The 25,238-nt window shown below is 60.8% G+C and carries 18 protein-coding genes; 6 read left to right on the top strand and 12 right to left on the bottom strand.

Annotated elements, in window-relative coordinates; all coding sequences use genetic code 11:
• The first annotated feature begins 6 nt into the window (after positions 1 to 6).
• Positions 7 to 834 (top strand): protein-glutamate O-methyltransferase CheR, encoded by an 828-nt coding sequence (gene cheR, locus AC0T4W_RS15310; RefSeq protein ID WP_476320332.1) that lies wholly within the window; start codon positions 7 to 9, stop codon positions 832 to 834.
• Between the two features lie 71 nt (positions 835 to 905).
• Here cheR and AC0T4W_RS15305 read toward each other — a convergent pair whose 3' ends face one another.
• From AC0T4W_RS15305 to metR, 6 genes are all read right to left on the bottom strand, one after another.
• Positions 906 to 3,989 carry a transglycosylase domain-containing protein gene (locus tag AC0T4W_RS15305; protein WP_476320330.1) on the bottom strand — a complete coding sequence of 1,028 codons (3,084 nt, stop codon included), beginning with the start codon at positions 3,987 to 3,989 and terminating at the stop codon, positions 906 to 908.
• A gap of 363 nt (positions 3,990 to 4,352) precedes the next feature.
• A complete protein-coding gene (locus AC0T4W_RS15300) occupies positions 4,353 to 5,093 on the bottom strand; it encodes a glutathione S-transferase family protein (RefSeq protein WP_476320328.1) in 741 nt (246 codons plus the stop codon).
• A 129-nt stretch (positions 5,094 to 5,222) separates the two neighbouring features.
• A complete protein-coding gene (locus tag AC0T4W_RS15295; protein ID WP_476320325.1) occupies positions 5,223 to 8,369 on the bottom strand; it encodes an efflux RND transporter permease subunit in 3,147 nt (1,048 codons plus the stop codon).
• 1 nt (position 8,370) lies between these two features.
• Complete coding sequence (locus tag AC0T4W_RS15290; protein WP_476320322.1) at positions 8,371 to 9,453, bottom strand: efflux RND transporter periplasmic adaptor subunit; 1,083 nt, start codon at positions 9,451 to 9,453, stop codon at positions 8,371 to 8,373.
• A 5-nt stretch (positions 9,454 to 9,458) separates the two neighbouring features.
• The gene (locus AC0T4W_RS15285) at positions 9,459 to 10,115 is read right to left on the bottom strand and encodes a TetR/AcrR family transcriptional regulator (protein WP_476320320.1); all 657 of its coding nucleotides are present in this window, start codon (positions 10,113 to 10,115) and stop codon (positions 9,459 to 9,461) included.
• 262 nt (positions 10,116 to 10,377) lie between these two features.
• The gene (gene metR / locus AC0T4W_RS15280; RefSeq protein WP_476320318.1) at positions 10,378 to 11,295 is read right to left on the bottom strand and encodes a transcriptional regulator MetR; all 918 of its coding nucleotides are present in this window, start codon (positions 11,293 to 11,295) and stop codon (positions 10,378 to 10,380) included.
• Positions 11,296 to 11,562: 267 nt separating this feature from the next.
• Between metR and metE the strand changes: the two genes are divergently transcribed.
• Together metE and AC0T4W_RS15270 are read left to right on the top strand one after the other, a co-directional pair.
• The gene (metE, locus tag AC0T4W_RS15275; protein WP_476320316.1) at positions 11,563 to 13,866 is read left to right on the top strand and encodes a 5-methyltetrahydropteroyltriglutamate--homocysteine S-methyltransferase; all 2,304 of its coding nucleotides are present in this window, start codon (positions 11,563 to 11,565) and stop codon (positions 13,864 to 13,866) included.
• 318 nt (positions 13,867 to 14,184) lie between these two features.
• Complete coding sequence (locus tag AC0T4W_RS15270; RefSeq protein WP_476320314.1) at positions 14,185 to 15,174, top strand: alpha/beta fold hydrolase; 990 nt, start codon at positions 14,185 to 14,187, stop codon at positions 15,172 to 15,174.
• Positions 15,175 to 15,187: 13 nt separating this feature from the next.
• Here the strand turns inward: AC0T4W_RS15270 and AC0T4W_RS15265 are convergent, their stop codons facing one another.
• The 4 genes from AC0T4W_RS15265 to AC0T4W_RS15250 all read right to left on the bottom strand — a co-directional run bounded on the left by AC0T4W_RS15265 (position 15,188) and on the right by AC0T4W_RS15250 (position 17,862).
• Positions 15,188 to 15,694: a DUF1993 domain-containing protein gene (locus AC0T4W_RS15265; protein WP_476320312.1), complete on the bottom strand. Its 507-nt coding sequence runs from the start codon at positions 15,692 to 15,694 to the stop codon at positions 15,188 to 15,190.
• A gap of 30 nt (positions 15,695 to 15,724) precedes the next feature.
• Positions 15,725 to 16,195 carry a MaoC family dehydratase gene (locus AC0T4W_RS15260; protein WP_476320310.1) on the bottom strand — a complete coding sequence of 157 codons (471 nt, stop codon included), beginning with the start codon at positions 16,193 to 16,195 and terminating at the stop codon, positions 15,725 to 15,727.
• Positions 16,192 to 17,154, bottom strand: coding sequence for a lysophospholipase (locus AC0T4W_RS15255; protein WP_476320308.1), 963 nt, complete (start codon positions 17,152 to 17,154; stop codon positions 16,192 to 16,194). The genes AC0T4W_RS15260 and AC0T4W_RS15255 overlap by 4 nt, the downstream gene beginning before the upstream one ends.
• Before the next feature lie 72 nt (positions 17,155 to 17,226).
• Positions 17,227 to 17,862, bottom strand: coding sequence for a substrate-binding periplasmic protein (locus AC0T4W_RS15250; RefSeq protein ID WP_476320306.1), 636 nt, complete (start codon positions 17,860 to 17,862; stop codon positions 17,227 to 17,229).
• An 83-nt stretch (positions 17,863 to 17,945) separates the two neighbouring features.
• Here AC0T4W_RS15250 and AC0T4W_RS15245 point away from each other — a divergent pair, with 83 nt between their 5' ends.
• Positions 17,946 to 18,965, top strand: coding sequence for an IS110 family RNA-guided transposase (locus AC0T4W_RS15245; protein ID WP_476319515.1), 1,020 nt, complete (start codon positions 17,946 to 17,948; stop codon positions 18,963 to 18,965).
• Positions 18,966 to 19,276: 311 nt separating this feature from the next.
• Here AC0T4W_RS15245 and AC0T4W_RS15240 read toward each other — a convergent pair whose 3' ends face one another.
• Positions 19,277 to 20,632, bottom strand: a complete 1,356-nt coding sequence (locus tag AC0T4W_RS15240) for an IS1182 family transposase (protein WP_476315485.1) — start codon at positions 20,630 to 20,632, stop codon at positions 19,277 to 19,279.
• A gap of 412 nt (positions 20,633 to 21,044) precedes the next feature.
• Between AC0T4W_RS15240 and fadD2 the strand changes: the two genes are divergently transcribed.
• Complete coding sequence (fadD2, locus tag AC0T4W_RS15235) at positions 21,045 to 22,733, top strand: long-chain-fatty-acid--CoA ligase FadD2 (protein WP_476320304.1); 1,689 nt, start codon at positions 21,045 to 21,047, stop codon at positions 22,731 to 22,733.
• A gap of 384 nt (positions 22,734 to 23,117) precedes the next feature.
• Positions 23,118 to 24,806: a long-chain-fatty-acid--CoA ligase FadD1 gene (gene fadD1, locus AC0T4W_RS15230; protein WP_476320302.1), complete on the top strand. Its 1,689-nt coding sequence runs from the start codon at positions 23,118 to 23,120 to the stop codon at positions 24,804 to 24,806.
• A 59-nt stretch (positions 24,807 to 24,865) separates the two neighbouring features.
• Here the strand turns inward: fadD1 and AC0T4W_RS15225 are convergent, their stop codons facing one another.
• Positions 24,866 to 25,237 (bottom strand): hypothetical protein, encoded by a 372-nt coding sequence (locus tag AC0T4W_RS15225; RefSeq protein WP_476323702.1) that lies wholly within the window; start codon positions 25,235 to 25,237, stop codon positions 24,866 to 24,868.
• Between the last annotated feature and the right edge of the window lies 1 nt (position 25,238).

Here is a 25,238-nt window from a genome sequence, read left to right as displayed (position 1 = left end):
TCGCGAGTGTCTACAGGTAATTTGGATTTCGAGCAGTTCCGGACGTTCCTGGAAAAAGCCTGCGGCATTCTGCTTGGCACCAACAAGCAGTATCTGGTTTCCAGTAGGCTCAACAAGTTGATGGAGCAGAACAGCATCAAGAGCCTGGGTGAGCTGGTGCAGCGCATGCAGAGTCAGCCACGCAGTGGTTTGCGTGAGCAGGTGGTTGATGCCATGACCACCAATGAAACCCTGTGGTTTCGCGATACCTATCCGTTCGAGGTGCTGAAAAAACGCGTACTGCCGGAGATGATCAAGGCCAGCCCGGGTCAGCGTCTGCGCATCTGGTCGGCGGCCTGCTCCTCGGGGCAAGAGCCCTATTCGCTGTCGATGACCATCGACGAGTTCGAGAAGACGAATATCGGTCAGCTCAAGGGCGGCTTGCAGATTGTTGCCACCGACCTTTCACCGACCATGTTGATCAACTGCAAATCCGGTGAATATGACAGCCTGGCGATGGGCCGTGGCCTTTCCCAGGAGCGCCTGCAGCGATATTTCGACCCTAAAGGGCCGGGACGCTGGGTGGTTAAACCGGCGATTCGTAGCCGCATCGAGTTCCGCCCACTCAACCTGCTGGACAGTTATTCCAGCCTGGGCAAGTTCGATGTGGTGTTCTGCCGTAACGTGCTGATCTACTTCTCGGCCGACGTGAAGAAGGACATCCTCACGCGCATTCATGCCATGTTGAAACCGGGCGGTTATCTGTTTCTGGGGGCATCTGAAGCGCTCAATGGCCTGCCTAACCACTACCAGATGGTGCAATGCAGCCCTGGGATCATCTACAAGGCGAAGTAATAGTTGCAGGGTTCAAAAAAGCGGGAGGCCATTGGTCTCCCGTTTTTATTGTTGGTAGTTTTGATTCTGACCTACAAGGTGCTGGCCTGGGCCGAGGGTATGGGCGGCAAGCACTGGCTGCGGGTATCCGCCTCAAGGTAGGGCAGCAGAATTGGCGCCATGCCTTTGAGTACCTGCACCGGTAGCGCGGATGTGAAGCGGAAGCTCTCGGCAGCGCGGCCAGGGACGAAGGCGGTGAGGGTGCCGTAGTGGCGCGGGCCGAGGTAGAAGACAAAGGTCGCGGTGCGGTTCATCGCCCTCGAGCTGAGTACTCGGCCACCAGCGCCGACGGTTTCGATGCGGTTATCGCCTGTGCCCGTTTTGCCGCCGACCTTGAGGGGCTGGCCATCAGCCTGGGTAAAGCTGCCGAGCAGACGCCGCGCGGTGCCGGTTTCAACTACATCGGCGAGGGCGCTGCGCAGCGCGGCTGCGACTTGCGAAGCCATGACTCGCTTGCCCTCGGTATGGTCGCGTACCACCAGGGTTTCGTAGGGCGTATCGGCGGCGAAATGCAGGCTGTCGATGCGTGCAGTGGGTTGCCGAATACCGTCGTTCTGGATAATCCCGACGAGCTCGGCCAGCGCCGCCGGGCGGTCGCCCGAGCTGCCGATGGCGGTAGCCAGCGACGGCACCAAATGGGCGAAGGGGTAGCCGAGGTTTTGCCAGCGCCGATGGATATCGAGGAAGGCTTCTACCTCCAGCATGATGCGGATACGGCTGTCACGGGCGCTCTTGTGACGGCTGCGGAACAGCCAGCCGTAGACTTCCTGGCGTTCGTCCTGGCTGGCGGCCACCGCATTACTGAAGCTGGCCTGCGGTTGTTCGATCAGGTAGCCCAACAGCCAAAGTTCAAGCGGATGGACGCGAGCGATATAGCCCTGATCCGGCAGGCTGTAGGTGCCTGGGCCGTAGTTTTTATACAGCTCGCTGATACGCTTATCGCTGAGTTTTTCTTGGGGCAGGTATTTGCGCAAGAAGGCGGCGAAGCTGGCTTCGTCGGCTTGCGGCATTAGATAGCGGTGCACGGCAGCGAGGCGTACCGAGGTGAGGCGCAGGCCGTTGAGGAAGGTATCCAGGCGCAGTTGCTCGGGCTGGCCCTGGTACTTGCGCCAGAAGCGCAGCAGGAAGGTGGTGCCTTCGCGGTCGGCGAAGTCTTGCAGATAGGCCTGCCGGCGCGGGTCCTTATCATCCTTGAGCAGTTCGGCGCTGTTGTTCGGGCCCTGGAAGGTGCTGTAGCGCACCAGGTCGCGCATCAGGCGGATAAACGGCAGGTTAAGCGACTCACGTAGGGCTTCACGCATGCTGGCGATACGCTGGTTATCTTCACGACGGAAGTTGGCAAAGGTGTGAATGCCGCCGCCGGTGAAGAAGCGCTCGGCTGGGCTGGCGGAGTATTTGCGTTCCAGCGCCGCATCCAGCATGGCTGGTAGGCTGGCGTTGGGGGTGCTTTGCAGGTAGCCAATGGCCCAGCGGGTGAGGTTGTCCTGGGCGTTGACTGCGCGTAATTCGCTGTCGCTTTGGCCCGCGTGGCGCTGGTGCAGTTCGGCGATAATTTCCAGGTAGGTGGCCAGCACCCTGAGCTTGGCAGTGGAGCCCAGTTCCAGCTTGCTGCCTTCGTTGATGTCAAACGGCTGGTCGGTGCTGTCGGTCTGCACCCGCACCACGCTGCCGTTGCTGGTGCGTTCGAACAGGGTGAAGCTGTAGCGCACGTCGGCGGTTTTCTCTGGCGACAGCAGGCGCTCGCCAAACAGGCCGATCTGCCCGGCAAACTCCGGGTCGGCCAATTGCTGCAGGTAGTGGCTGGCGGCTTGCTGCAGCTCGTTATTCAGTGTGCTGGTGGCGCTCAGGTCGAGACGGTCGAGGTCGTACAGCGGCATATTGAGCATGGCTGACAGTCGCGCCCGCGAGACGCTAATGCCCTTGTTGCCGTCCACCATCTGCAGGTTGGGCTCTAGGGCCCAGTCGCGGTAGATGAGCGGTTGCTGTAGGGCTGCATCGCGCAGCGCTGAGTCGATCAGGCCGCCACCAGCGAGCAGGCGGATATGGCTATCGGTCAGTTCGGCCAGGTCATTGCGTCCTTGGGCCAGGTAATAGGACGGGCGGCGCTGGGCAATCATCAGCGCGAGTACCTGGCGCAGGGCCAGACCGCGCTTGGCCAGGCTGGCATCCGGTGAGCGTGCGGGGTCGAGCAGTAGGTTGACCTGGGCAAAGTCCGCGCCGAACCAGATGCGCAGGCCATCGGCCAAACCATGCACTTCGCCATGCCCTGGGGCGGCGGAGAGCGGGACGCTGTTGAGGTAGTCGCGCACGATATTTTCCCGCGCGGCCAGTGTCTGCGGGCCGCTCTGGTAGGCGCGTACGCTGGCTGACAGCATCTGCCGCAGTTTCTCCGTAGCCGATAGGGTCAGGCCGTCCGGGGAGTGGCGGTATTTCTCCAGCTGGGTGGCCAGGGTGCTGCCGCCCGCCGATTGGTCCTGCATATCCAGCAGTTTGCCGACCTGGGAGATGGCCGCCATGACAAAGCGCGGCCAGTCCACTGCGGGGTTGGCCAGTGGCTGCTCGGGGTCGAGTAGCTTGCGGTTCTCGATAAACAGCAGGCTGCCAGCTACCAGCGGCGGGATGGCGTTGAAGCTTGGGTAGCGCTGCTGTGGGTAGAGGAATTCATAGAAGGGCGTGCCGCTGCAGTCACTGATACGTAGGCCGCTCTGGATCTTTTCCGGGTAGGGCACAAATAGGCCGCGCTGGGCATAGTCGAGCAGGGCGGGGGAAAACTGCGCCTGTTGCTGCACGATAAAATTGCGCTGGCCAAGGCGTTCCAGCATTAGGGGCAGGTAGGTGTAGCCCTGGCGCTTATCGAAAGGACCTTCCTTGGGGTAGATGATCGACGGGCTGGGGCCTGGCTTGACCCGGTAGCTGAGGGTTTGCGCGTAGCGGCTGAGTTCCTGGGCCTGAAAGCGCGAGGTGCGTGCCTCCTCGACAAGCAAAAAGCCGGCGGCGATGCACAGCAGCAGAACAAGCAGCCAGAAAGTGACCTTCAACTTACTGGTGCGCTTGCGCCGGTTGGGTTGCTCGCCGGCTGGCAGGGTGCTGATGTCGAGTTGCCAAGGTGCGCCCATATTCATTTAGCCTGATGTACTCATCCATAGGTTTGACAGGTTGCTGAATAACATCAGCAGGCTTGAACACTGAGTTCCTCTCAGCTGGCCACTGCCTGCAGTTTAGCCGCTGGTCTATGGGCCGGCAGGGATGGGCTTGGCAGACATAAGTTTTCAGTATTTTTTATGCGTCAAAACGTGGGTTAAGTGATCAGCGGCAACACAGAATGCTCTGCATGGCTTACTGGCAGAAGATGGCCGTCTGTTGATCCAGACTCTGCACCCCTGGCGCGCCTGCAATGGCTGCAGGAGCCGTTGCACCCGGAGAGCGAGCAGCCGGTGTCGCTGTTGATGCTGCTGAGTTCCGAGCGCAACTGAGGTTTATCAGCTGCGGCGCTGACGGTCTTCGGCATAGCGGCGCAGTACCCACTGGCCGGCCGGGTGGGCGTGCAGCTCATCGAGAAAGGCCTGGGTCTTTTCGTCATGCCCGGCGATGTCTGCCCATGGTGTGCCGGCTGGAGTAAATAGCGGGGCGAAAAGCGCGGCGGCGCTGATGTCGGCCAGGGTCAGTTGTTCACCGACCAGATAGCGTGACGGATCGCCGTGGATGCGCGACTCGATCAGCGCCAGGCCTTCAAGCAACTCGGCCTGGGATTTCGCCACGCGCGGTGGAGTCACGCCATACAGGCGCTGCACACCGTTGATCAATACCGGCTTCATCAGGTCGCGCAGGCCTAGCATTGGGCGGTAGACCTTGAGCATGGCGTGCATCACCGAGTCCCACTGCTTGATCTGGCCATACAGCCAACGGCGTACGTGTACACCGAGGCGGTCGAACTGTTCTTCCAGCTCCAGTACCTCGGTACGTTGCGCCGCATCGGCAGGCAGCAGCGGGTTTTCTGGATAGCGCTGTTCCAGATAGAGGGCGATTTGCGTGGAGTCGCCGATCACCTGCTCGCCATCCTTGAGAATCGGCAGGGTGACGATGTCCGCCAGGTGCTTACTCTTTAGCCTATGCAGGCCGGGAAAAAGGTTGTCGACTTGAAAGTCGAGGCCCTTGTGGTCCAGGTGCCAGCGGGTTTTCTCGCAGTAATGGGAAATCGGGAACTGATAAAGCGTGCGCATGGTCGGCCCTCGGCAATGGTGCGCCGAGTGTACGGGCTGGCGGTCTGACTACCCAGTCGTAATCGGCAGTCCAGGCTTTCGTTTGGGAGGGGAGGTGTGCCCAGGCCATTGCTGACCTGGGCTAACGGTTTACGGCGTACGTTGCAACTCGGTCTTACCGCCGGCACTGGCCAGCAAGTGTTCCGGCAAGTCGAGCAGGTCATCGTCGAAGGTCTCCAGCGGCGGTGGGCGCCGCTCGAAGCGCGAGCCGAGTACCAATAGGCAAGGCGTCAGCAGCAGGGTCAGCACGGTGGCGAAGCTCAGACCGCCGGCAATCGCGCTGGACAGCTGGGTCCACCACTGGGTCGACGGCGCGCCAAAGCCCAGGCTTGGGGTGAGCAGGTCGACGTTAACCCCGATCACCATCGGCACCAGGCCAAGTACCGTGGTCACGGCGGTGAGCAGTACCGGGCGCAGGCGCAGACTGCCGGTTTCCAGCGCCGCTTCACGCGGCTCCAGGCCCTGGCGGCGCAGTTGGTTGTAGGTGTCGATGAGGATGATGTTGTTGTTCACCACGATGCCCGCCAGGGCGATCAGGCCCATCCCGACCATGACGATGCCGAACGACTGGCCGTTGACCAGCAAACCCATCAGCACACCAGCGGTGGACAGGACGATGGCCGAGAGCACCAGCAGCGACTGATAGATGCTGTTGAACTGAGTCACCAGGATGATAAACATCAGGAAAATCGCCACCAGAAAAGCCGTGCCGAGGAAGGTCGCGGCTTCACGCTGATCGGCATCTTCACCGGCAAACTTCACCTGCACATCGCTGGATACCTCGCCCATGGCCTCACGCAGGGCTTGCAGGCGTTCGTCCAGGCGCGCGCCTTCGGCTAAGTCGGCTTGCAAAGTGATGGTGCGGTTGCCGTCGACCCGGCGCAAGGTGCCGACCTTGGGCGCCTGTTGCAGCGAGACGAAGTTGCTCAGCGGAATCTGCCCGGCCGGGGTGTTCAGAGTCAGCCGGCCTAGCTGGTCGAGGGAGCGCCAGTTGGCCGGCAGGCGTACGCGGATATCCACCTCATCGGTAGCGTCTTCCGGGCGATAAGTCGCCAGTTTTAGGCCGTTGGTGACCATCTGCACGGCATTGCCCACGCTGAGCACATCCGCACCGAAACGCGCGGCGGCCTCGCGGTCGACCTTGACCCGCCATTCGATGCCCGGCAGGGCGCGGTCATCTTCGATGTCCTTGAAGCCGCCCAGGCGCTGCATCGTGGCGCGCACCTGTTCGACCCATTGATCGGCCTTGGCCGGGTCCAGCGAGCTGACTTGCAGTTTCACCGGTTTACCGCTGCTCGGGCCTTCTTCCTGCTTGCGAAACTCCAGGACGATGCCTGGGATGTCGGCGGTGCGGGTGCTCATGTCGGCGAGAATCTTGCCGGCCGAACGCCGTTCGTGCCATTCGACGAACTGAAACTGCAGGGTGCCGATCACATCCGCACCGAGCTGGCCGTCCGGTTGCGCCAGGGAGCGGGCATACAGCGCCTTGACCTCACTCATACCGAGCAGGCGTTTCTCGACCTGTTGCAGCAGCACATCTTTTTCCTGCACCGACAAGTCGCCCCGGGCGCGCAGCCAGATTTGCCCGTTCTCCGGTTCGACTTCGGGGAAGAACTCCACGCCATGATTGAAGCGGCCATAAGCGGTGTAGATCAGTGCGATCAACGCGAGCATGCCCAGCAGTGTCAGACCGGGGCGCTTCAGCAGCGTACCGAGCAGGCGGCGATAACCGATGGCGCCACGGCCCGGCTGCGTCGCTTGTGGCAGCGGCTGGCCACCGGTAACTGCGCCGAGCACCGGCAAAAACACCAGGGCCATGGCCAGGGAGGCGAGCAGGCAGACGATCACCGTGGCCGGCAGGTATTTCATAAACTGGCCCACCACACCCGGCCAGAACAGCAGCGGTAGAAACACCACTAGGGTGGTGGCGGTGGAGGCGATCACTGGCCAGGCCATCCGCGTGGCAGCGTTGGCCCAAGCCTGGCGCGGGCTCTGCCCTTGGTGCAGGTAGCGGTCGGCCAGCTCAGACACCACGATGGCGCCATCCACCAGCATGCCGGCAACCAGAATCAGGCTGAACAGCACGACGATATTCAGGGTGAAGCCGAGCATCCAGATCAGCAGAATGCCCGTGAGAAAGGCCCCCGGAATGGTCAGCCCGACCAGCAGTGCCGAGCGCATGCCCATGCTCGCCACAACCAGAATCAGCACCAGCACGATGGCGGTCATCACGTTGTTGAGCAGGTCGCTGAGCATGCTCTGCACCTGCTGCGACTGATCCATGATGTAGCTGACTTTGAGGCCTTCGGGTAGCAGCAGCTGGGCTTTGACCATCAGCGCCTTGACCTGCTCGATGGTGTCGATGATGTTGGCGCCGCTGCGCTTGGACACCTCCAGCACCACCGCCGGCTGGCCATTGATCCGCGCAAAACCGGTTGGGTCCTTGAAGGTGCGGTGAATGGTGGCGACATCGCCGAAGGTCACCACGCTGTTGCCGACTACCTTGATCGGCATGCTCAGCACGTCTTCGAGGTCTTCGATCACTCCGGGCACTTTCAAGCTCATGCGCCCAGCGCCGGTGTCTAGGCTGCCTGCGGCGACTAGGCGGTTGTTGCGGCTGACCAGGTTGAACAGTTCGTTGTAATCGATGCCGTAGCTGTCGAGCACTTGCGGGTCGACGACGATTTCCAACAGGTCTTCGCGGTCGCCGCCGATTTCCACCGAAAGTACCTCGGCGATGCCTTCGACGTTCTCTTTCAGGCGACGGGCGATGTACACCAGCTCGGTTTCGGCAATCGGCCCGGACAGGCCAATCGACAGCACCGGAAACAGCGCCACGTTGACTTCATTGACCGTAGGCTCCTCGGCCTCTTCCGGCAGCTTGCTGCGGGCGGTATCGACCTTCTCGCGCACATCGGCGAGGGCCAGTTTGGCGTTGAAGCCGGCATCGAATTCTAGGGTAACCGAGGCATGGCCTTCGCTGGCCATGGAGCGCATTTCCTTGACGCCTTCGAGGCTGCGCAGCTCTTGCTCTAGTGGCCGTACCAGCAGGCGTTCGGCGTCTTCCGGGCTTATGCCTTCAAGCGTTACCGAGACATAGATAATCGGGATGCTGACATCCGGATTGGACTCCTTGGGGATGGCGAAATACGCCGCAAAGCCTCCGAGCATAAGAAACAGCAACAACAACAGGCTGGTGCGGCTGCGATCCAGCGCCGCAGCGATCAGGCCATGCATATCAGCTACCCCCTTTGGCCAACTGGCTGATCACCTGCTGGCCCGGCTCGACAAAGCCCTGGCCGAGGGTAATCAAGGCCACTTTGTGCGGCAGGCCGCTGACCCAGGCGCCCTGGTTGTCGACGCTGATCAGCTGCACCGGGGTGAACTCCACCTGTTGCTGCTCGTTGACCCACTTGACGCCATGCCGGCCGGCTTTATCCAGGCTCAGCAGGGCAGGCGACAGGCGATGGGCCAGGGCTTCGCCGGTCTGTACGTGTAGGGTCGCGCTGGCACCTGCCAGGCGCAGGGCCTGTGGGTTATCAACCTTGACCTCGATGCGGAAGCTACGTGAGCCAGGGTCTGCTGCGGCGGCGATAAAATGCAGCTCGCCCTGCAGCTCGCGGCCATCAAGCAGTTCTATGCGTACGTTCTGGCCCAGGGTCAGTTGGGTGACTTCCTGCTGGGCGATCTGCGCGCTGACCTTGAGCTGGCTGATGTCCACCAGGGTCAGCAGGCTTTGCCCTGGCTGGACGAAGTCTCCTAGCTCGACCATGCGCTGGTCATACACCCCGGCAAAGGGTGCGCTGATCTGCGTATTGCTCAGCTGAATGCGCGCCAGGTCGAGCTCAGCGCGGGCCTTGGCCAGTTCGCTCTGCAGGCGAATCAGTTCGTTGACGGAAACCATGTTGCGCTCGCGCAGGCGTTCGGCCGCGCTGGCATCGGCGGCGCGCTGGCGTACATCGGCCTCACCCTTGGCCACCTGGGCCGGGCGGTTGTCCGTGGACAGGCTGAGCAGCAGTTGGCCTTGTTTGACGGGGTTGCCTTTGTCCTGATCCAGACGCGTCACCGTGCCGCTGATCTGTGAGCGCAACTCGACCCGGCGCCAGGCTTCGACCTGCCCTTGCACCACATGCTGGCGCTGCATAGGGCTGGCTTCCAGCCACTGCACTTCAACCTTGGTCAAGCCCTGTTTTTCCGCCGGCGCATCGGCCGTTGCGGTTTCCTGAGCCTTGAACAGCGAGCCGCTGATTAGCCAGAGTACGAGCAGCAGACTGATGGCGATGGCGATCAACCAGGGGCGTTTGGACAACTGACTGAACATGGCGGCTACTCGTGGCAATGGGGTTGAGCAAGCAGTTCGGCGGCCTGGGTACGCAGGCCGGCAATGATGAAATCGGTGACGCGGGCGAAATACTCATCCAGGGCAATCGGTTCGGCCCAGTGGGCAAAGCCACCGGAAGCGATACGCGCCATCACCCCGTTGACGCAGGCCTCAACGCCCCACAGTAGGTTCTGGCAGTCGGCCTGGCTCAGCGCCTGGTTGTTCAGGGCGACACCGAGCATGTCGCTGAAGAACAACTGGAATTCGCGCTCCATATCGAGAAACTGCCGGCGGTATGGGGGTTCCAGGCGCTCCTGAAACTCTGGGCGGTCGCAGTGCAAACACAGCTGCGCCTGGATCGGGTTGGCCAGCATCTGCTCGAAGGCGCGGCGGATCACCCGGCGCATGGCGTCCGGCGCGGGGCTGGCGGCATGCAGCTGGCGCAGCTCCAGCAGATTGGTACGGCTGAGGTCGAGCACCAGACGCGCATACAACGCTTCCTTGCTGGGGAAGTGCTTGTACACCGTGCCTTTGCCGATACCGGCTGTTATCGCCACCTCGGCAATGGTCACGCGGTCCCAGGGCTGCTCGGCAAACAGCTGACGGGCGGCATCGAGGAGGGCGTTCTCGCGTTGTTCGAAGAGTTGGTCTTGGTAGCGCATGGGTATTTATCGGAGGTTGTGACCGGTGGTCATACTATGACTGTTGGTCACGGCTGGGCAAGCCGGCAGTTGTAACAAGGCGTGGTGCCGCGTTTTGGCGGGGGCATGCTGCTGTGCAACCTGGCTCTGGTAGCCCGGATGCAATCCGGGAGCGGTTTTAAGGCCGTTAGCGCTGCCCTGGATTTCATCCGCGCTACTGGGGTGCGCTTTTCTGGTGGCGCGGCCTTGGCCGCGATGATTGTTCGCCCCTGTGGCCATTCACTCAGCGCGCCACGCTAACCCCTTCCAGATTGGCGAACGAGGTGTCTTTGGCAGTCAGCAGAAAATCACGCATAAACGGCGCGTCGAGCATATCGGTGCGGATGCCGGCATACAGGGTGGCGAACAGGCCCTTGTCGCCCAGGCGTTTGGCCGTGACGTAGCCGCGTGAGCTGTACTCATGCAGCGCCCAGTTGGGCAGGCCGCAGACGCCACGGCCGCTGGCCACCAGTTGCATCATCATCACCGTCAGTTCCGAGGTGCGCACCTGGGCCGGTTCCACATCCGCCGGTTCGAGAAAGCGGGTGAAGATATCCAGGCGGTCGCGCTCCACCGGGTAGGTGATCAGGGTTTCCGTGGCCAAGTCCTGCGGCTTGATGCAGGGTTTGCTGGCCAGGGGATGCTGATTGGCTACGGCCAACATCGCCTCATAGGTAAACAGCGGCACATAGGTGATGCCAGCCAGCTCTAGCGGATCGCTGGTCACTACCAGGTCCAGGTCGCCTCGGGCCAGGGCCGGCAGCGGGGCGAAGGAGAAGCCCGAGGCCAGGTCCAGCTCCACCTCCGGCCAGGCATCGCGGAACTGGTCGATGGTCGGCATCAGCCACTGAAAGCAGCTGTGGCATTCGATGGCCATATGCAGCCTTCCCGCCGTGCCGCCAGCCAATCGCGCCAGATCCCGCTCGGCACCGCGCAACAGCGGCAAGACGGTGTCTGAAAGCTGCAACAGGCGCAGGCCGGCGCTGGTAAAACGCACCGGCTTGGTCTTGCGCACGAACAGCTGCATGCCTAAGCGCTCCTCCAGTTCTTTGAACTGATGGGACAGCGCCGACTGGGTCAGGTGCAGACGCTCGGCGGCGTCCACCAGGCTTTCGCTTTCGCGCAGGGCATGCAGGGTTTTCAGGTGGCGCAATTCGAGCATTGGGGCCTCAGGGTGGGTCGTAGATCTGCTTTGTGTAGGAGCGAGCTGCGACCCACATGGATGTGGGAAGTGCGGTCAGCCGTAGGGAACGGCTTCCGCCTCGCGATGCTTTAACGAACCTGATCGCGAGCAAGCTCGCTCCTACAGATATGTGATTTAGCAGAACATGAGTAAAACTATAGATCAAGACGAATAGGTTGAGTTTGTCTCACGATGGCCCGTTGTCGAGAATGCTCGCCATCTTGTTGATCTATGGAGCGTTACGACATGGCCCTGTCCCATTCCCTTGGTTTCCCACGCATCGGTCGCGACCGTGAACTGAAAAAAGCCCTGGAGGCGTACTGGAAGGGCGAGCTGGATGAGGCCGGCCTGCAAGCTGTGGGTCGCGAGCTGCGCGCCGCTCATTGGCAGTTGCAGAAGGACGCCGGCATCGACCTGCTGCCGGTGGGGGATTTTGCCTGGTACGACCAGGTGCTCACTCATTCGCTGACCTTTGGCGTAATCCCCGAGCGCTTCCGCCCGGTAGACGGCAAACCGACCTTGGATACCCTGTTTGCCATGGCGCGTGGTGCCGTTGCAAACAAGAGCAGCCAGAACACCTGCTGCGGTGCTCATGCCCAAGAGATGACCAAATGGTTTGATACCAACTACCACTACCTGGTCCCCGAGTTCACCGCTGATCAGCAGTTCCAGCTGAGCTGGGAGCAGCTGTTCGATGAAGTAGAAGAAGCGCGCGCCCTGGGCCACAAGGCCAAGCCGGTGCTGATCGGCCCGCTGACCTATCTGTGGCTGGGCAAGGCCAAAGGTAGCGAGTTTGATCGTCTCGACCTGCTGGAGCGCCTGCTGCCGGTCTACGGCGAAATCCTTCAGCGCCTGGCTGCCCAGGGCGTGGAATGGGTACAGATCGACGAGCCAATTCTGGTGCTGGATCTGCCGCAAGATTGGAAAAATGCTTTCGAACGTGCCTACAACCTGCTGCAGCGCGAGCCCGGCAAGAAGCTGGTCGCCACCTATTTCGCCGGTCTGGAAGACAACCTCGGCCTGGCCGCCAGCCTGCCGGTGGATGGCCTGCATATCGACCTGGTGCGTGCCCCCGAGCAGTTTCCGACCATCCTCGACCGTTTGCCGGCCTACAAGGTGCTGTCGCTGGGCGTGGTCAACGGTCGCAATGTTTGGCGCACTGATCTGCACCAAGTTCTGGATATCCTGCAGCAAGCTCAGGAACGCTTGGGCGAGCGCCTGTGGGTGGCGCCAAGCTGTTCGCTGTTGCACAGCCCGGTCGACCTGAACCGTGAAGACAAACTGGATGGCGAGCTGAAAAGCTGGCTGGCCTTTGCCGTGCAGAAGTGCGAGGAAGTCGCGCTGCTGACCACGGCGCTTAATAACCCGCAGGATGCTCAGGTGCAGGCCGCGCTGGCTGAAAGCCGCGCCGTGCAGGCCAGCCGCGCGCAGTCGCCGCGTATCCACAAACCAGCTGTGCAGGCGCGTCTGGCGGCCATTAGCGCCGCCGATAGCCAGCGCCAGTCGCCGTTTGCCACGCGCATCGAGCTGCAGCGCGCGCGTCTGCGGTTGCCTGCGTTCCCCACCACCACTATCGGCTCGTTCCCGCAGACTGCGTCGATCCGCCTGGCGCGCCAGGCATTCAAGGCTGGCAAGCTTTCGGCGGGCGACTACACCGAGGCCATGCACAGCGAGATTCGTCACGCCGTCGAGGTGCAGGAAAATCTCGGTCTGGATGTGCTGGTGCACGGTGAGGCCGAGCGTAACGACATGGTCGAGTATTTCGCCGAGCAGCTCGACGGCTATGCCTTTACCCGTTTCGGCTGGGTGCAAAGCTACGGCTCGCGCTGCGTTAAACCGGCGTTGATCTATGGCGATCTGAGCCGCCCGAAAGCCATGACGGTGGCCTGGATCGGCTACGCGCAAACCCTGACCAATAAGGTGATGAAAGGCATGCTGACCGGCCCGGTAACCATGCTGATGTGGTCTTTTGCCCGCGACGATATTCCCCGCGAGCAGCAGGCGCGCCAGCTGGCCCTGGCGATTCGTGACGAGGTGGTGGATCTGGAAACCGTCGGCATCAAGATCATCCAGATCGACGAAGCGGCGTTCCGCGAAGGCCTGCCGCTGCGCAAAGCGCAATGGCAGGGCTATCTGGACTGGGCCGCAGAAGCCTTCCGCCTTGCTGCCAGCGGCGTGCGTGACGAAACGCAGATCCACACCCATATGTGCTACAGCGAGTTCAACGATGTGATCGAGTCCATCGCCGCCATGGATGCCGACGTGATCACCATAGAAACCTCACGCTCGGACATGGAGTTGCTGGAAGCTTTCGAGCGCTTCGACTATCCCAACGATATCGGCCCCGGCGTGTACGACATCCACTCGCCACGAGTGCCGGACACCCAGGAGATGGTCAAGTTGCTGCGCAAGGCCGCCCAGCGCATCCCTGCCGAGCGGCTGTGGGTCAACCCGGACTGTGGCCTGAAAACCCGCGCCTGGCCGGAGACCGAGGCTGCGTTGGTCAATATGGTCGCTGCCGCCCGCCAGCTGCGGACCGAGTTGGCCTGATCGGCCATTGTGTAGGTTGGTGCTGAGCGCAGCGAAGCCCAACAGGGGACTCCAGATTCTGCTCGACACTTGCCCGTTTGTTGGGCTTCGTCGCAGGCTCCTCAACCCAACCTACCCACTGTCGCGGCTAAAGCCCCTCCCACGGTTCTGATCAGCTGTAGCAGGGGCTTTAGTTGGCGCTTCTTGTCGTTATAGGGAGACCGCTCGTCCCCCTTCATCAAACTGTCACGCTTGTGTGGCAGCGCGCTCGCACAAACATCACCACACTCGCGTCTTAATGGGGTGCTGCGTTCTGCTGTCCCGGGTCTGGGTGATGTTATGCGTAGGTTGATTCTTCTCGCTGCACTGGTGTGCGGCCTGCCGGTTTTTGCGGCGCAGCGTTGTGATGTGCAGGTGCCGACGCACACGGCTGATGTGGGCGAGGTGCGTCTGGCGTACCAGAGCATTGGCCGCGACAGTGATCCGGCGCTGCTGCTGGTCATGGGCCTGGGGGGGCAGCTGATCCACTGGCCGGATGAAGTGGTGGCGCGCCTGTGCCAGCAGGGTTTTCGGGTAATCCGCTTCGATAACCGCGATGTTGGCCTGAGCACGTGGGCTGGCACCGAACCGACAATCAATCTGACCTATGAAGCCTTGCGCTATCGGCTCGGTCTATCGGTGGCTGCTCCCTATGGCCTGCGTGATATGGCGCAGGACGCCCTGGGCCTGCTGGATGCCCTGGCGGTGGATCAGGTGCATGTGCTTGGGGCGAGCATGGGCGGGATGATTGCCCAGCATATGGCCGATCTAGCGCCTGAGCGGGTGCAGAGCCTGACCTTGATCATGACCAGCTCCGGTGCCCAGGGTTTGCCGGCACCAAGCAGCGCGCTGCTGAGCCTGCTGGCCAAGCGCGAAGCGCCTAACCGCGCGATAGCGCTGGAGCAGCAGGCCGATTTGCTGGCGGCACTGGGCAGCCCAACGGTCAGTGATGACCGGCAATTACTGCTGCAACAGGCACAAGTCGCCTACGACCGGGCGTTTAACCCTGACGGTGTGCAGCGCCAGTTGTTGGCGATTCTGGCGGAATCGAGTCGGGTCGAACTGCTTAACCGCCTGCGCGTGCCCACCCTGGTGGTACATGGCACCGCCGATCCGTTATTGCCGGCGATGCACGGTGTGCATGTGGCGGCGCATATCAAAAACAGCGAACTGAAACTGATCCCCGGCCTGGCCCATCGCTTTCAGGAAGCGTTTAAGGAGCCGCTGCTGGCTGCGGTGTTGCCGCACCTGCAGGCCCATCGGGGAGATGGGCAGTGGGCGCGGCTTTAATACGCAGAGCTACTCAGCGGGTGCCGAGGAAGTCGCGTTTGCCGATGGCTACGCCGTTATGGCGCAGGATGGCGTAGGCGGTGGTGATGTGGAAATACAGGTTCGGCAGTACGTGATCAAGCAGAAAGGCTTGACCTTGGAAGTGAGTTTCCTTGTCGCGGCGCTTGAGCGTCACGGTGCGGGCTTCGCTGCCGTCGATCTGCGCCGCATTCAGGCTGGCGAGGAAAGTCAGGGTCTTGGCGATACGTGCTTGCAGTTCGGCGAAGCTGGTTTCGTCGTCGACGTGGCTCGGTGCTTCCACTTCAGCCAGCAGCGCAGCACCGGCTTTGGCGGTGTCGCAGGCGATCTGCACCTGGCGGCTTAGTGGGAACATATCGGGTGCCAGGCGCGTATTGAGAAATACGCTTTGTTCGATCCTCTTCTCTTCGGCATGGGCGGCGGCGATGCCGAGGATGGTCGACAGGTTGTTCAGCTGGCGGGTGAAGACCGCGATGGAGGCTTGGGACATGGACAGTGACATGGTGTTCTCCAGTGAAACAATAAGTGTTGCTTAGCCGATGGTGATCGGCGGCAACGTGGTCAACTCAACAGTCTGCGCTTTGCGCGGGGCGAGGATTTCCGCTTCGCCGTCTACTACTAGTTCGTCGTTCTGGTTGAACACGCGGGTGGCTACGCGTACGCGGAATTTCGGCAGTTTTTCTAGGATTTCCAGGCGCACTGTCAGGGTGTCGCCCAGTTTTACCGGTGCGGTAAAGCGCATGCTTTGGCCAATATAGATGGTGCCTGGGCCAGGTAGCTCGCAAGCCACGGCGGCGCTGATCAACGCACCGCTGAACATGCCGTGAGCGATACGCTCCTTGAACATGGTGGTGGCCGCGTATTCGGCATCCAGGTGCACCGGGTTATGATCGCCGGAGACTTCGGCAAACAGCTGGATATCGCGTTCGCTGACGGTCTTGCTGTAGCTGGCGGTCTGGCCAATTTCAAGGGCGTCGTAGGGCGTGTTGCTGCTCTGGGTCATGGGCGACTCTCTTGGCTCTGTTGGTGGCGCTGGCGCGGTTGGCTAAGGGCCTGTTGCAACCAGCCGATGATGTAGGCGGTCACTTCGTCGCGGTTGCTCTCGTTGAGCAACTCGTGGCGAGCTTCCGGATAGATTTTTATCTGCACATGCGGGTTGCCGGCGGCTTGCAGGGCATTGCCCAGGTCGTGCTGACGATGGCCGTCGCTGACCGGGTCACAGGCGCCGCCAATCACCAGTAACGGCAGGCTGTTGTCGATCTGCGCGAGGCTCTGCAGTGGGGTGATCTGTTGCAGGCCGCCGAGCAGATCGATCCACAGCTGGTTGCTGCAGCGAAAACCGCACAGTGGATCATTGATGTACTTGTCGACTTCCAGCGGGTCGCGGCTCAGCCAGTCGAAGGCGGTGCGGTTGGGCTTGAAGGCCTTGTTGAACGAGCCGAATGAGGCGAATTCGAGCAGGGCGCTATAACCCTGTGGGCCTTGCCGCCAGCGCTCGAAGCGCGCCAGCAACTGACCGATACGGTACAGCGCCACGGGCTGGTAGTTGGAACCGGAAAGAATCGCACCTTGCAAGCTGCTGCTGTGCTGCATCAGATAGGCCTGTGCGATATAGCTACCCATGCTGTGGCCGAGCAGAAAAATCGGCGTTTGCGGGTGGGTCTGGCGGATATGGTGGTTGAGGTGAGCCAGGTCATTGACCACCAGTTCCCAGCCCTTGCTATCGGCGTAGTGGCCCAGCAGGCCATGTTCGGCAGTTTTGCCATGCCCGCGTTGGTCATGTGCATACACCTCGAAGCCTTGCGCCACCAGCGCTTCAGCCAGGCGTGCATAGCGCCCGCTGTGTTCGGCCATGCCGTGGGCCACCATCAGCAACGCCTTGGGCGGCTGTTCGGCATACCAGCGGTTGACAAAGAGGGGCGCTGCATCGGTGCTGTTGAGCCAGAACGCTTGGTGGAGCATGGCGAATCCCTTAAGCCTGCAGAAGCTGCGCATTGTGCACCCCGCGCGGCGCGGCGCAAAGTGCATGCGGACTCAACGATTATGGCTGCGCAGTATTTGCATATATTCGCCGCTGCTGTGCAGGTCGCGCAGGCCCTGTTCAAACACAGCGCTCCAGTCCGGCTCGCCGGGCTTGGCGTGGACGAAGCCGACCAGCAGCGGGGTGCGCTCCAGCACATTACCGTGCCAGCTGAGCTTGCCGCGCAGTTGTTCATCGTTGGCGATCAGGTGGTTACCGACGATGCGTTCGAGCAGCACCATGTCGAAGCGCCGGGCATTGAGTTTGCGCAGGTTGCTGATGTCGTCCACGGCGCCTTCGAGGATCAGCCCAGCGTCGAGAATATGTTGCGAGTAGCCATAACCGCGCACGATGCCCAGGGTTTTGCCGCGCAGCTCCTGCAGTTGAGTGAACTGCAGCGGGTAGTCGTTACGGATAAACAACCCCAGCTCGCTGTAGAACAGCGGGCGGGAGGGCTGTAAATCTTCCTCTTTGATCTCCTTGGGCCATAGCGCCAATGCGCCCTGATAGCTGCCGTTGCCCAGCTCCATGCGCACCCGCGCCCAGGGCAGGAAGTCGATCTGCACCGGGTAGCCGCGTACGGCAAAGGCGCGGCGGGTCAGTTCGACGATGCTGCCCCCTTCAGGCAGGTGCTCAGAGCTGTAGGGCAATGAGATGGACTCCTCCCTCCTACGGCGTCTATGCGCCAGACTGAGGTTGTCACAACCAAACAGCCACGAAGGGAGGAGTCACCATGAAACTTAAGCGAATCGGCATCGATTTGGCAAAACAGGTTTTTCAAGTTCATGGCGTCGATAGCCACGAGCAGGTGAAGTGCCGTAAGCAGCTCAAGCGTTCACAGATGCTGGATTTTTTCCGCCAACAAGAGCCGTGCTTGGTGGCGATGGAGGCCTGTGGTAGTTCGCATTACTGGGCGCGCGAGCTGGGCAAGTTGGGGCATGAAGTGCGGTTGATTGCGCCGCAGTTCGTCAAACCCTACGTCAAGAGTGGTAAGAACGACGCCAACGACGCGGAGGCGATTTGCGAGGCTGCCAGCCGACCCACGATGCGTTATGTCGCGGTGAAGAGTGCCGAGCAGCAAGCTGGGCAGTCGGTGCACCGGATCAGAAGCCGGTTAATCAGGGCGCGTACAGCGTTGGTTAACGAGATACGTGGCCTGCTTGGCGAGTTCGGTTTGGTGGCGAGTCGCCAGGGAATAGCGGCCACCCGCGCGTTGCTGCAGCAGGCGCTGGACGAACACCAGACATTACCGGGCGAGCTGCACGAAATGCTCGAGTTATTGCGTGATGAGCTGCAGGGACAGGATGAGCGAGTCAAACAGTTGGACAGCATGCTTCACCGTCAGGTTAAGACGGATGAGCGTGTCCAGCGTTTGCTGCAGGTGGAGGGCGTTGGCCCGATCAGCGCGACTGCCGTGGTGTCTGCAGTGGGTGATGCACGGCAGTTCAGTTCGGGCAGACAGTTCGCGGCCTGGCTGGGATTAGTGCCGAGCCAGCATTCAAGTGGCGGCAAAGAGCGTCTGGGGCACATCAGCAAAAAGGGTGACTGTTACCTGCGCACGTTATTGGTCCATGGCGCTCGTGCGGTGCTGAAGACCTGTAAGGAAAAGACGGATCGACGCAGCACCTGGCTGCAGCAGTTGCAGTGTCGACGCAACACAAATATCGCCACGGTCGCCCTGGCGAACAAGAATGCCCGGATCATCTGGGCGATCCTCAGCAAGGGGGAAGACTATCAACCTGCTGAGGCGTAAACCTGAAGTACCCAAGCTGGAATGAAGTGACACCGTAGAAGATCCACCACGATTGCACAGTGACATGCAGTGATGACGAACCGGTCGAGCCGGCATGTGTAAAACCTGCTTTACCCACAGGCCCTCTGTAAACCAAGGCCGCTAGGAGCCTGTCGGACTTAACCCGAAAAGGAATGACAGCGCGGGTTTAGGTCTTTGATTGCTCGGGGTCGTTCTTTCTAAGCATCCGAGTTGACTATCGCGAACCCAGGCGGTCCGTTCGTGCACCTGAGCAGCTGCCTGGACGCGGGTGGGCGTACTTTTCGGCCGCGTTACATCGCGCGTAGCACATGCAAACGCTTGATGTTCCAGGCCATGGTCACCAGGCTCCATTCGCCCTGGGCGTTGGCCAGGCCGCGCATGCTCATCTGCCGCCAGCCCATCACTCGCTTGATGATGCCAAACACCGGTTCGACCGTCTGTTTGCGTAGCCTGTACAGCGCTCGACCTTCTTGCGTGCTCAGTCGGTGAGCCATCTGTTCGACTGGGTTACTCGTCTGTGGTAGCGGCGAGTCGGTGGCAAAGCGCTCCAGTACCGGGGTGTGGTGCGACTCGCGTTTGAGCGCCAGAAGCGGTTCGACCTTGGCTTCGTGGCAGGCGCTCACGTTGGCCTGGCTGAAGAAGCCGCTGTCCGCAATCAGGCTTTTCACCTCGCCTAATTCGGCGGGCAAGGTGGCTATGCGCTGTAGCGTGGGAACCACTTCGCGCTTGTCGTTGCAGGCCTGGGTTACATGCTGTGTGACCACCAGCATCGTCTCGGTGTCGACCCCGGCTTGAGCGTTATAGCTCTGCTCGAAGCCGCCACCGGAGACGGGCATGATGCGTGACTCTTCATCGGTCAGATTGACTTGATCGCTGTCTTTGGGGCCCGCTGCGGGCGGTTCTGGATCCTTGCCGCGTGGTTTCTTTCCAGCCTTGCGCTGGGCCTCACGCTTGGCCGTCTTGGCCTCGAATTGCTGTTGCTCAATGGCGTGTCGCTCAGCTGCACGTTGCTCGATCTTCGCTTTGGCCTGGGCTATCGCGCTGAGCCGATCTTCGCGCCGGGCAATCTCCGCCGGCACATCCATGCCATCGGGTACGGCGGCGCAGTCGCTGTTCTCGGCCAGCGCCAGCAACTGCTGGACCTCCTGGCGTAACTGCGCCTCGATCTTGTTGGCGTGCGCCCAGGACAAGGCCTTGTGCTTACTGGCGTTGGCCTCGATCTTGGTGCCGTCGAGAGCGATATGACCGAGCTTGAGCAGCTTCATCTCGCGCGCCAGCATCAGCACCTGGACGAACAGCGATTCAACCTGCTGCCGGAAACGTCGACGGAACGTAGCCAAGGTGTCGTGATCGGGGTGGGTGTTGGCCGCCAGATAACGGAACGCTACCGAGTCATAGGTCGCGCGTTCGATCTTGCGGCTGGAGTGCACGCCATTGGCGTAGCCGTATATCAGCAGCCCCAGGAGCACGGCCGGATGGTGGGCAGCTGAACCCCGCCCCGCATACTGCCCAGTCAGCTCGCTCAAATCGAGTTGCTCGATGACCTCGACCACGAACCGCGCCAAGTGATCCGCCGGCAACCACTCGTTCACCGAAGGCGGTAGTAAATACGCAGTGTCTCGGTCAGCAAGGACAAAACGGCTCATCAGCGGGGCTCTCGATTGCAGGGCCTTGATTGTCGCGAATACTTTCAGCGCAAGGAAGAGTCAGAAAGTCCGACAGGCTCCTAGGTTCGTTGGATGTGTATTTCACTGGCAAAACGGGAGGAGTCCATATATGGGTACTCCAGGGTGGCCATGCGCAGCTGTGGTTCGGCCTGCGCCTGTTGCGCGAAGAGAAACAGCAATATTGCAACGAGCAGAACTGTAGGCATGAAGGGCCTTAAGCGGAAGGTGCAGATTGGTTATAGGCCGCGCGGCAGGATAGTTCCACACGGAGCGGCAAGATTCAGTGCGTCAATGACGCTGCCCGGCTATTTGCCTGTATGGCGTTAGCTGTTAACTTCCAGCCAACTCCGCAGCGCGGATCAGACCATCTCAGGGCAAGAGGATAAAAATAATGCAGCCTGATTTCTGGAGCGACAAACGCCCGGCTGGCGTACCCAACGACATCGACCTGGGGGCTTACAAGTCGGTTATCGAGGTGTTCGAGCGCTCTTGTAAGAAGTTCGCCGACCGACCCGCTTTCAGCAATCTGGGTATCACCCTGACCTACGCCGAGCTTGATCGGCTCTCGGCGGCCTTTGCCGCTTATCTGCAGAAACACACTGATTTGCAGCCGGGCGAGCGCATCGCCGTGCAGATGCCCAACGTGCTGCAGTACCCGATTGCCGTGTTTGGCGCCATGCGCGCGGGTCTGATCGTGGTCAATACCAACCCGTTGTACACCGCCCGTGAGATGCGCCACCAGTTCAAGGATGCCGGCGTACGCGCGCTGGTCTACCTGAACATGTTTGGCAAGCTGGTGCAGGATGTGCTGCCGGATACCGAGATCGACTACCTGATCGAAGCCAAGATGGGTGACATGTTGCCGAGCCTGAAAGGTTGGCTGGTCAACACCGTGGTGAAGAAGGTCAAGAAGATGGTTCCCGATTACCACCTGCCGCAGGCGGTGGCGTTCAAGGATGCGCTCAAGCAGGGCCATGGTCATGCGCTGAAGCCGGTCAAGGTCGGCCAGGAAGACATCGCCGTGCTGCAATACACCGGCGGCACCACCGGCGTGGCCAAGGGCGCGATGCTCACCCACGGCAACCTGGTGGCCAATATGCTGCAGGTCGATGCCTGTCTGTCGCAGCTGGGTGATGACGGTACCCCGCTGATGAAGCAGGGCCAGGAAATCATGATTGCGCCGCTGCCGCTCTACCATATCTATGCCTTCACCGCGAACTGCATGTGCATGATGGTCAACGGCAACCACAACGTGCTGATCACTAACCCGCGCGACATTCCTGGCTTCGTCAAGGAGCTGGGCAAGTGGCAGTTCTCCGCGCTGCTGGGCCTCAACACGCTGTTTGTTGCACTGATGGATAACCCGGAATTCAAGAACCTGGATTTCTCCAAGCTCAAGGTCACCAACTCCGGCGGCACCGCCTTGGTTAAAGCCACGGCCGAGCGCTGGCAGGCGATGACCGGCTGCACCGTAGTCGAAGGCTATGGCCTGACCGAAACCTCGCCGGTAGCCAGCACCAACCCTTATGGTGACAAAGCGCGGCTGGGCACGGTGGGTATTCCGGTGCCGGGCACGGCATTCAAGGTCATCAATGATGATGGCGTCGAGCTACCCCTGGGTGAACGTGGCGAGCTGTGCATCAAAGGCCCGCAGGTGATGAAGGGCTACTGGAATCGTGAAGAGGCCACCGCCGAAGTGCTGGACGCCGAGGGCTGGTTCAAGAGCGGTGACGTGGCGGTGATTGACCCGGATGGCTTTGTGCGCATCGTCGACCGCAAAAAGGACATGATCATCGTCTCGGGCTTCAACGTGTATCCCAACGAGATTGAGGATGTGGTCATGGCCCACCCGAAAGTCGCCAGCTGCGCGGCCATCGGTGTGCCGGACGAAAAGTCTGGGGAGGCGGTCAAACTGTTCGTCGTGGCCCGCGACAGCAGCCTCAACGCCGATGAGTTGAAGGCCTACTGCAAGGAAAACTTCACCGGCTACAAGGTGCCCAAGCAAATTATCTTCCGTGATTCACTGCCAATGACCCCGGTCGGCAAGATACTTCGTCGCGAGCTACGCGATATCGCCTGATCCTCGAAGGCAGTGGCCGTTTCAGCGCTACCGCAGCCTTAACTGCGGTAGCGCTGAAATCTCTTCCGCTCCTAAGCAACGCCTGTAGCTCGCCTGTTTCAGCGAAATCAAGCAGGTGACCAAATGTTTATGGTTGGTCGCTTTTGTGACTGCTGCGGCACTTAATGGTGCTAGTCGCTGTTTGGCAAAGCTGCTACTCTCGGGCGGCTTTTTTGTGATCCGCCATCCATGGCGACCTCCCCTAACCTGGGTCGTCGCTGTACGACGTCAAAAATTGCTCCCGGCAATTTTTTTGCCGTTCAAATCGCAGAAAACACGCAAATCTACAATAAACAACCGTCTACGCACGGTGAAGATCAAGCTGTTGCTGAGGAGTGGGCTTCCATGACCGAAAACTTTTGGAAGGATAAGTATCCCGTTGGGATTGCTGCAGAAATCAATCCTGACCAGTACCCGAACATCCAGGCGGTACTGAAAGAGTCCTGCCAACGCTTCGCCGACAAGCCAGCTTTCAGCAATATGGGTAAAACCATTACCTATGGTGAGCTGTACGAGTTGTCCGGCATCTTTGCCGCTTACCTACAGCAGAACACCGACCTGCAGCCAGGCGACCGCATCGCCGTACAACTGCCCAACGTGCTGCAGTACCCGGTTGTAGTCTTTGGTGCCCTGCGCGCGGGCCTGGTGGTGGTCAACACCAACCCGTTGTACACCACGCGGGAAATGGAACATCAATTCAACGATTCCGGCGCCAAGGCCCTGGTCAGCCTGGCCAATATGGCCCATCTGGCTGAGCAGGTTTTGCCGAAAACCGGGATCAAGACTGTCATCATCACCGAAGTCGGTGACATGCTCTCGCCGCTCAAGCGCCTGTTGGTCAACAGCGTGGTCAAGCACGTGAAGAAGATGGTGCCGGCCTACAACCTGCCGCACGCCGTGAAGTTCACCGCCGCCATGGCCAAAGGCCGTGGTCAGAGCGTGAAAGAAGCAGCCCCGGGCAGTGGCGAAATCGCTGTGCTGCAGTACACCGGCGGTACCACCGGCGTAGCCAAAGGCGCGATGCTCACCCATCGCAACCTGATCGCCAACATGTTGCAGGTCAAAGCGCTGATGGGCTCGGAAATGAGCGAAGGCAGCGAAGTGCTGATCGCGCCATTGCCGCTTTACCACATCTACGCCTTCACCTTTCATTGCATGGCGATGATGCTGATTGGTGGGCACAACGTGCTGATCACCAACCCGCGTGACCTGCCAGCCATGACCAAGGACCTGGCCAAGTACAAGTTCACCGGTTTTGTCGGCCTCAATACCCTGTTCGTTGCCCTGTGTAACAACGAGGACTTCCGCAAGCTGGACTTCTCCACCCTGAAAGCTACCTTCTCCGGCGGTATGGCGCTGCAACTGGCCACCGCCGAGCGTTGGAAGCAGGTGACCGGTTGCTCGATCTGCGAAGGGTTTGGCATGACCGAAACCAGCCCTGTGGCCTCGGTTAACCCGTTCAGCAATATCCAGATAGGCACCATCGGTATTCCGGTGCCGTCGACCCAGTGCAAGGTGATCAACGACGAAGGCGTCGAGCAGCCGCTGGGTTCGATTGGCGAGTTGTGCGTCAAAGGCCCGCAGGTGATGAAAGGCTACTGGCAGCGCCAGGACGCCACCGACGAAATCCTCGATGCAGAGGGTTGGTTGAAGACTGGCGACATCGCGGTGATCCAGGAAGACGGTTACATGCGCATCGTCGACCGCAAGAAGGACATGATTCTGGTGTCCGGCTTCAACGTATACCCGAACGAACTGGAAGATGTGCTCGCCACTTTGCCGGGCGTGCTGCAGTGCGCGGCCATCGGTGTGCCGGATGAGAAGTCAGGCGAAGCGATCAAGATCTTCGTGGTGGTCAAGCCGGGTGAAACCTTGACCAAAGAGCAGGTCATGGAGCACATGCGCGCCAACGTCACTGGTTATAAAGTGCCGAAAGCCGTGGAGTTCCGCGACGTATTGCCGACCACCAATGTCGGCAAGATCCTGCGGCGCGAACTGCGTGACGAAGAGCTGAAGAAACTGGGCAAGAAGTAAACGCCCGGTTAAACCAAACCCCGCCTCGGCGGGGTTTTTTGTGTTTGTCAGCTGCTCAATTAAGTGGTGCGCCAGGTGATTTCCTCTACTCCATCGGCGCTAATGCGCATCCAGCGGTCGGCCTGCTCGTCGCTTTCTTCTTCCTGCCAGCCGCCTGGTGCGCAGCGCACTTCCACGTTCAGCGCAGCGAAGGCGGCCTGGGCGCAGGTCAGGTCGTCGGCCCAGGGCGTGGCGTCGCTTTCCAGGTACAGGCTGTGCCATTTGCCGACGGCCTTGGGCAGCCAGGTGACGGGTACGTTGCCGGCCAGGCATTTGTAGGTCTGGCCTTTCTGCTGCCAAGGTGTGCAGCTTCCCAGTGCGGTGCTCAGCCACTCGCCGATGGCGTTGTGGTCGGCGTCTTTCAGGTAAATCTCGATATCCGGTTGGCGCATG

It is taken from the genome of Pseudomonas sp. C7.1, from assembly GCF_056312395.1.
Note: the sequence above shows the minus strand (reverse complement) of the source record. Positions and strands in the feature narration are given on the sequence as shown.

Excerpts from the sequence above, each read along its gene's own strand:
- AC0T4W_RS15305 (WP_476320330.1), bottom strand. The coding sequence starts at position 3,989 with ATGGGCGCACCTTGGCAACTCGACATCAGCACCCTGCCAGCCGGCGAG.
- AC0T4W_RS15300 (WP_476320328.1), bottom strand. The coding sequence starts at position 5,093 with ATGCGCACGCTTTATCAGTTCCCGATTTCCCATTACTGCGAGAAAACC.
- AC0T4W_RS15295 (WP_476320325.1), bottom strand. The coding sequence starts at position 8,369 with ATGCATGGCCTGATCGCTGCGGCGCTGGATCGCAGCCGCACCAGCCTG.
- AC0T4W_RS15290 (WP_476320322.1), bottom strand. The coding sequence starts at position 9,453 with ATGTTCAGTCAGTTGTCCAAACGCCCCTGGTTGATCGCCATCGCCATC.
- AC0T4W_RS15285 (WP_476320320.1), bottom strand. The coding sequence starts at position 10,115 with ATGCGCTACCAAGACCAACTCTTCGAACAACGCGAGAACGCCCTCCTC.
- metR (WP_476320318.1), bottom strand. The coding sequence starts at position 11,295 with ATGCTCGAATTGCGCCACCTGAAAACCCTGCATGCCCTGCGCGAAAGC.
- metE (WP_476320316.1), top strand. The coding sequence starts at position 11,563 with ATGGCCCTGTCCCATTCCCTTGGTTTCCCACGCATCGGTCGCGACCGT.
- AC0T4W_RS15270 (WP_476320314.1), top strand. The coding sequence starts at position 14,185 with ATGCGTAGGTTGATTCTTCTCGCTGCACTGGTGTGCGGCCTGCCGGTT.
- AC0T4W_RS15265 (WP_476320312.1), bottom strand. The coding sequence starts at position 15,694 with ATGTCACTGTCCATGTCCCAAGCCTCCATCGCGGTCTTCACCCGCCAG.
- AC0T4W_RS15260 (WP_476320310.1), bottom strand. The coding sequence starts at position 16,195 with ATGACCCAGAGCAGCAACACGCCCTACGACGCCCTTGAAATTGGCCAG.
- AC0T4W_RS15255 (WP_476320308.1), bottom strand. The coding sequence starts at position 17,154 with ATGCTCCACCAAGCGTTCTGGCTCAACAGCACCGATGCAGCGCCCCTC.
- AC0T4W_RS15245 (WP_476319515.1), top strand. The coding sequence starts at position 17,946 with ATGAAACTTAAGCGAATCGGCATCGATTTGGCAAAACAGGTTTTTCAA.
- AC0T4W_RS15240 (WP_476315485.1), bottom strand. The coding sequence starts at position 20,632 with ATGAGCCGTTTTGTCCTTGCTGACCGAGACACTGCGTATTTACTACCG.
- fadD2 (WP_476320304.1), top strand. The coding sequence starts at position 21,045 with ATGCAGCCTGATTTCTGGAGCGACAAACGCCCGGCTGGCGTACCCAAC.
- fadD1 (WP_476320302.1), top strand. The coding sequence starts at position 23,118 with ATGACCGAAAACTTTTGGAAGGATAAGTATCCCGTTGGGATTGCTGCA.
- AC0T4W_RS15225 (WP_476323702.1), bottom strand. The coding sequence starts at position 25,237 with ATGCGCCAACCGGATATCGAGATTTACCTGAAAGACGCCGACCACAAC.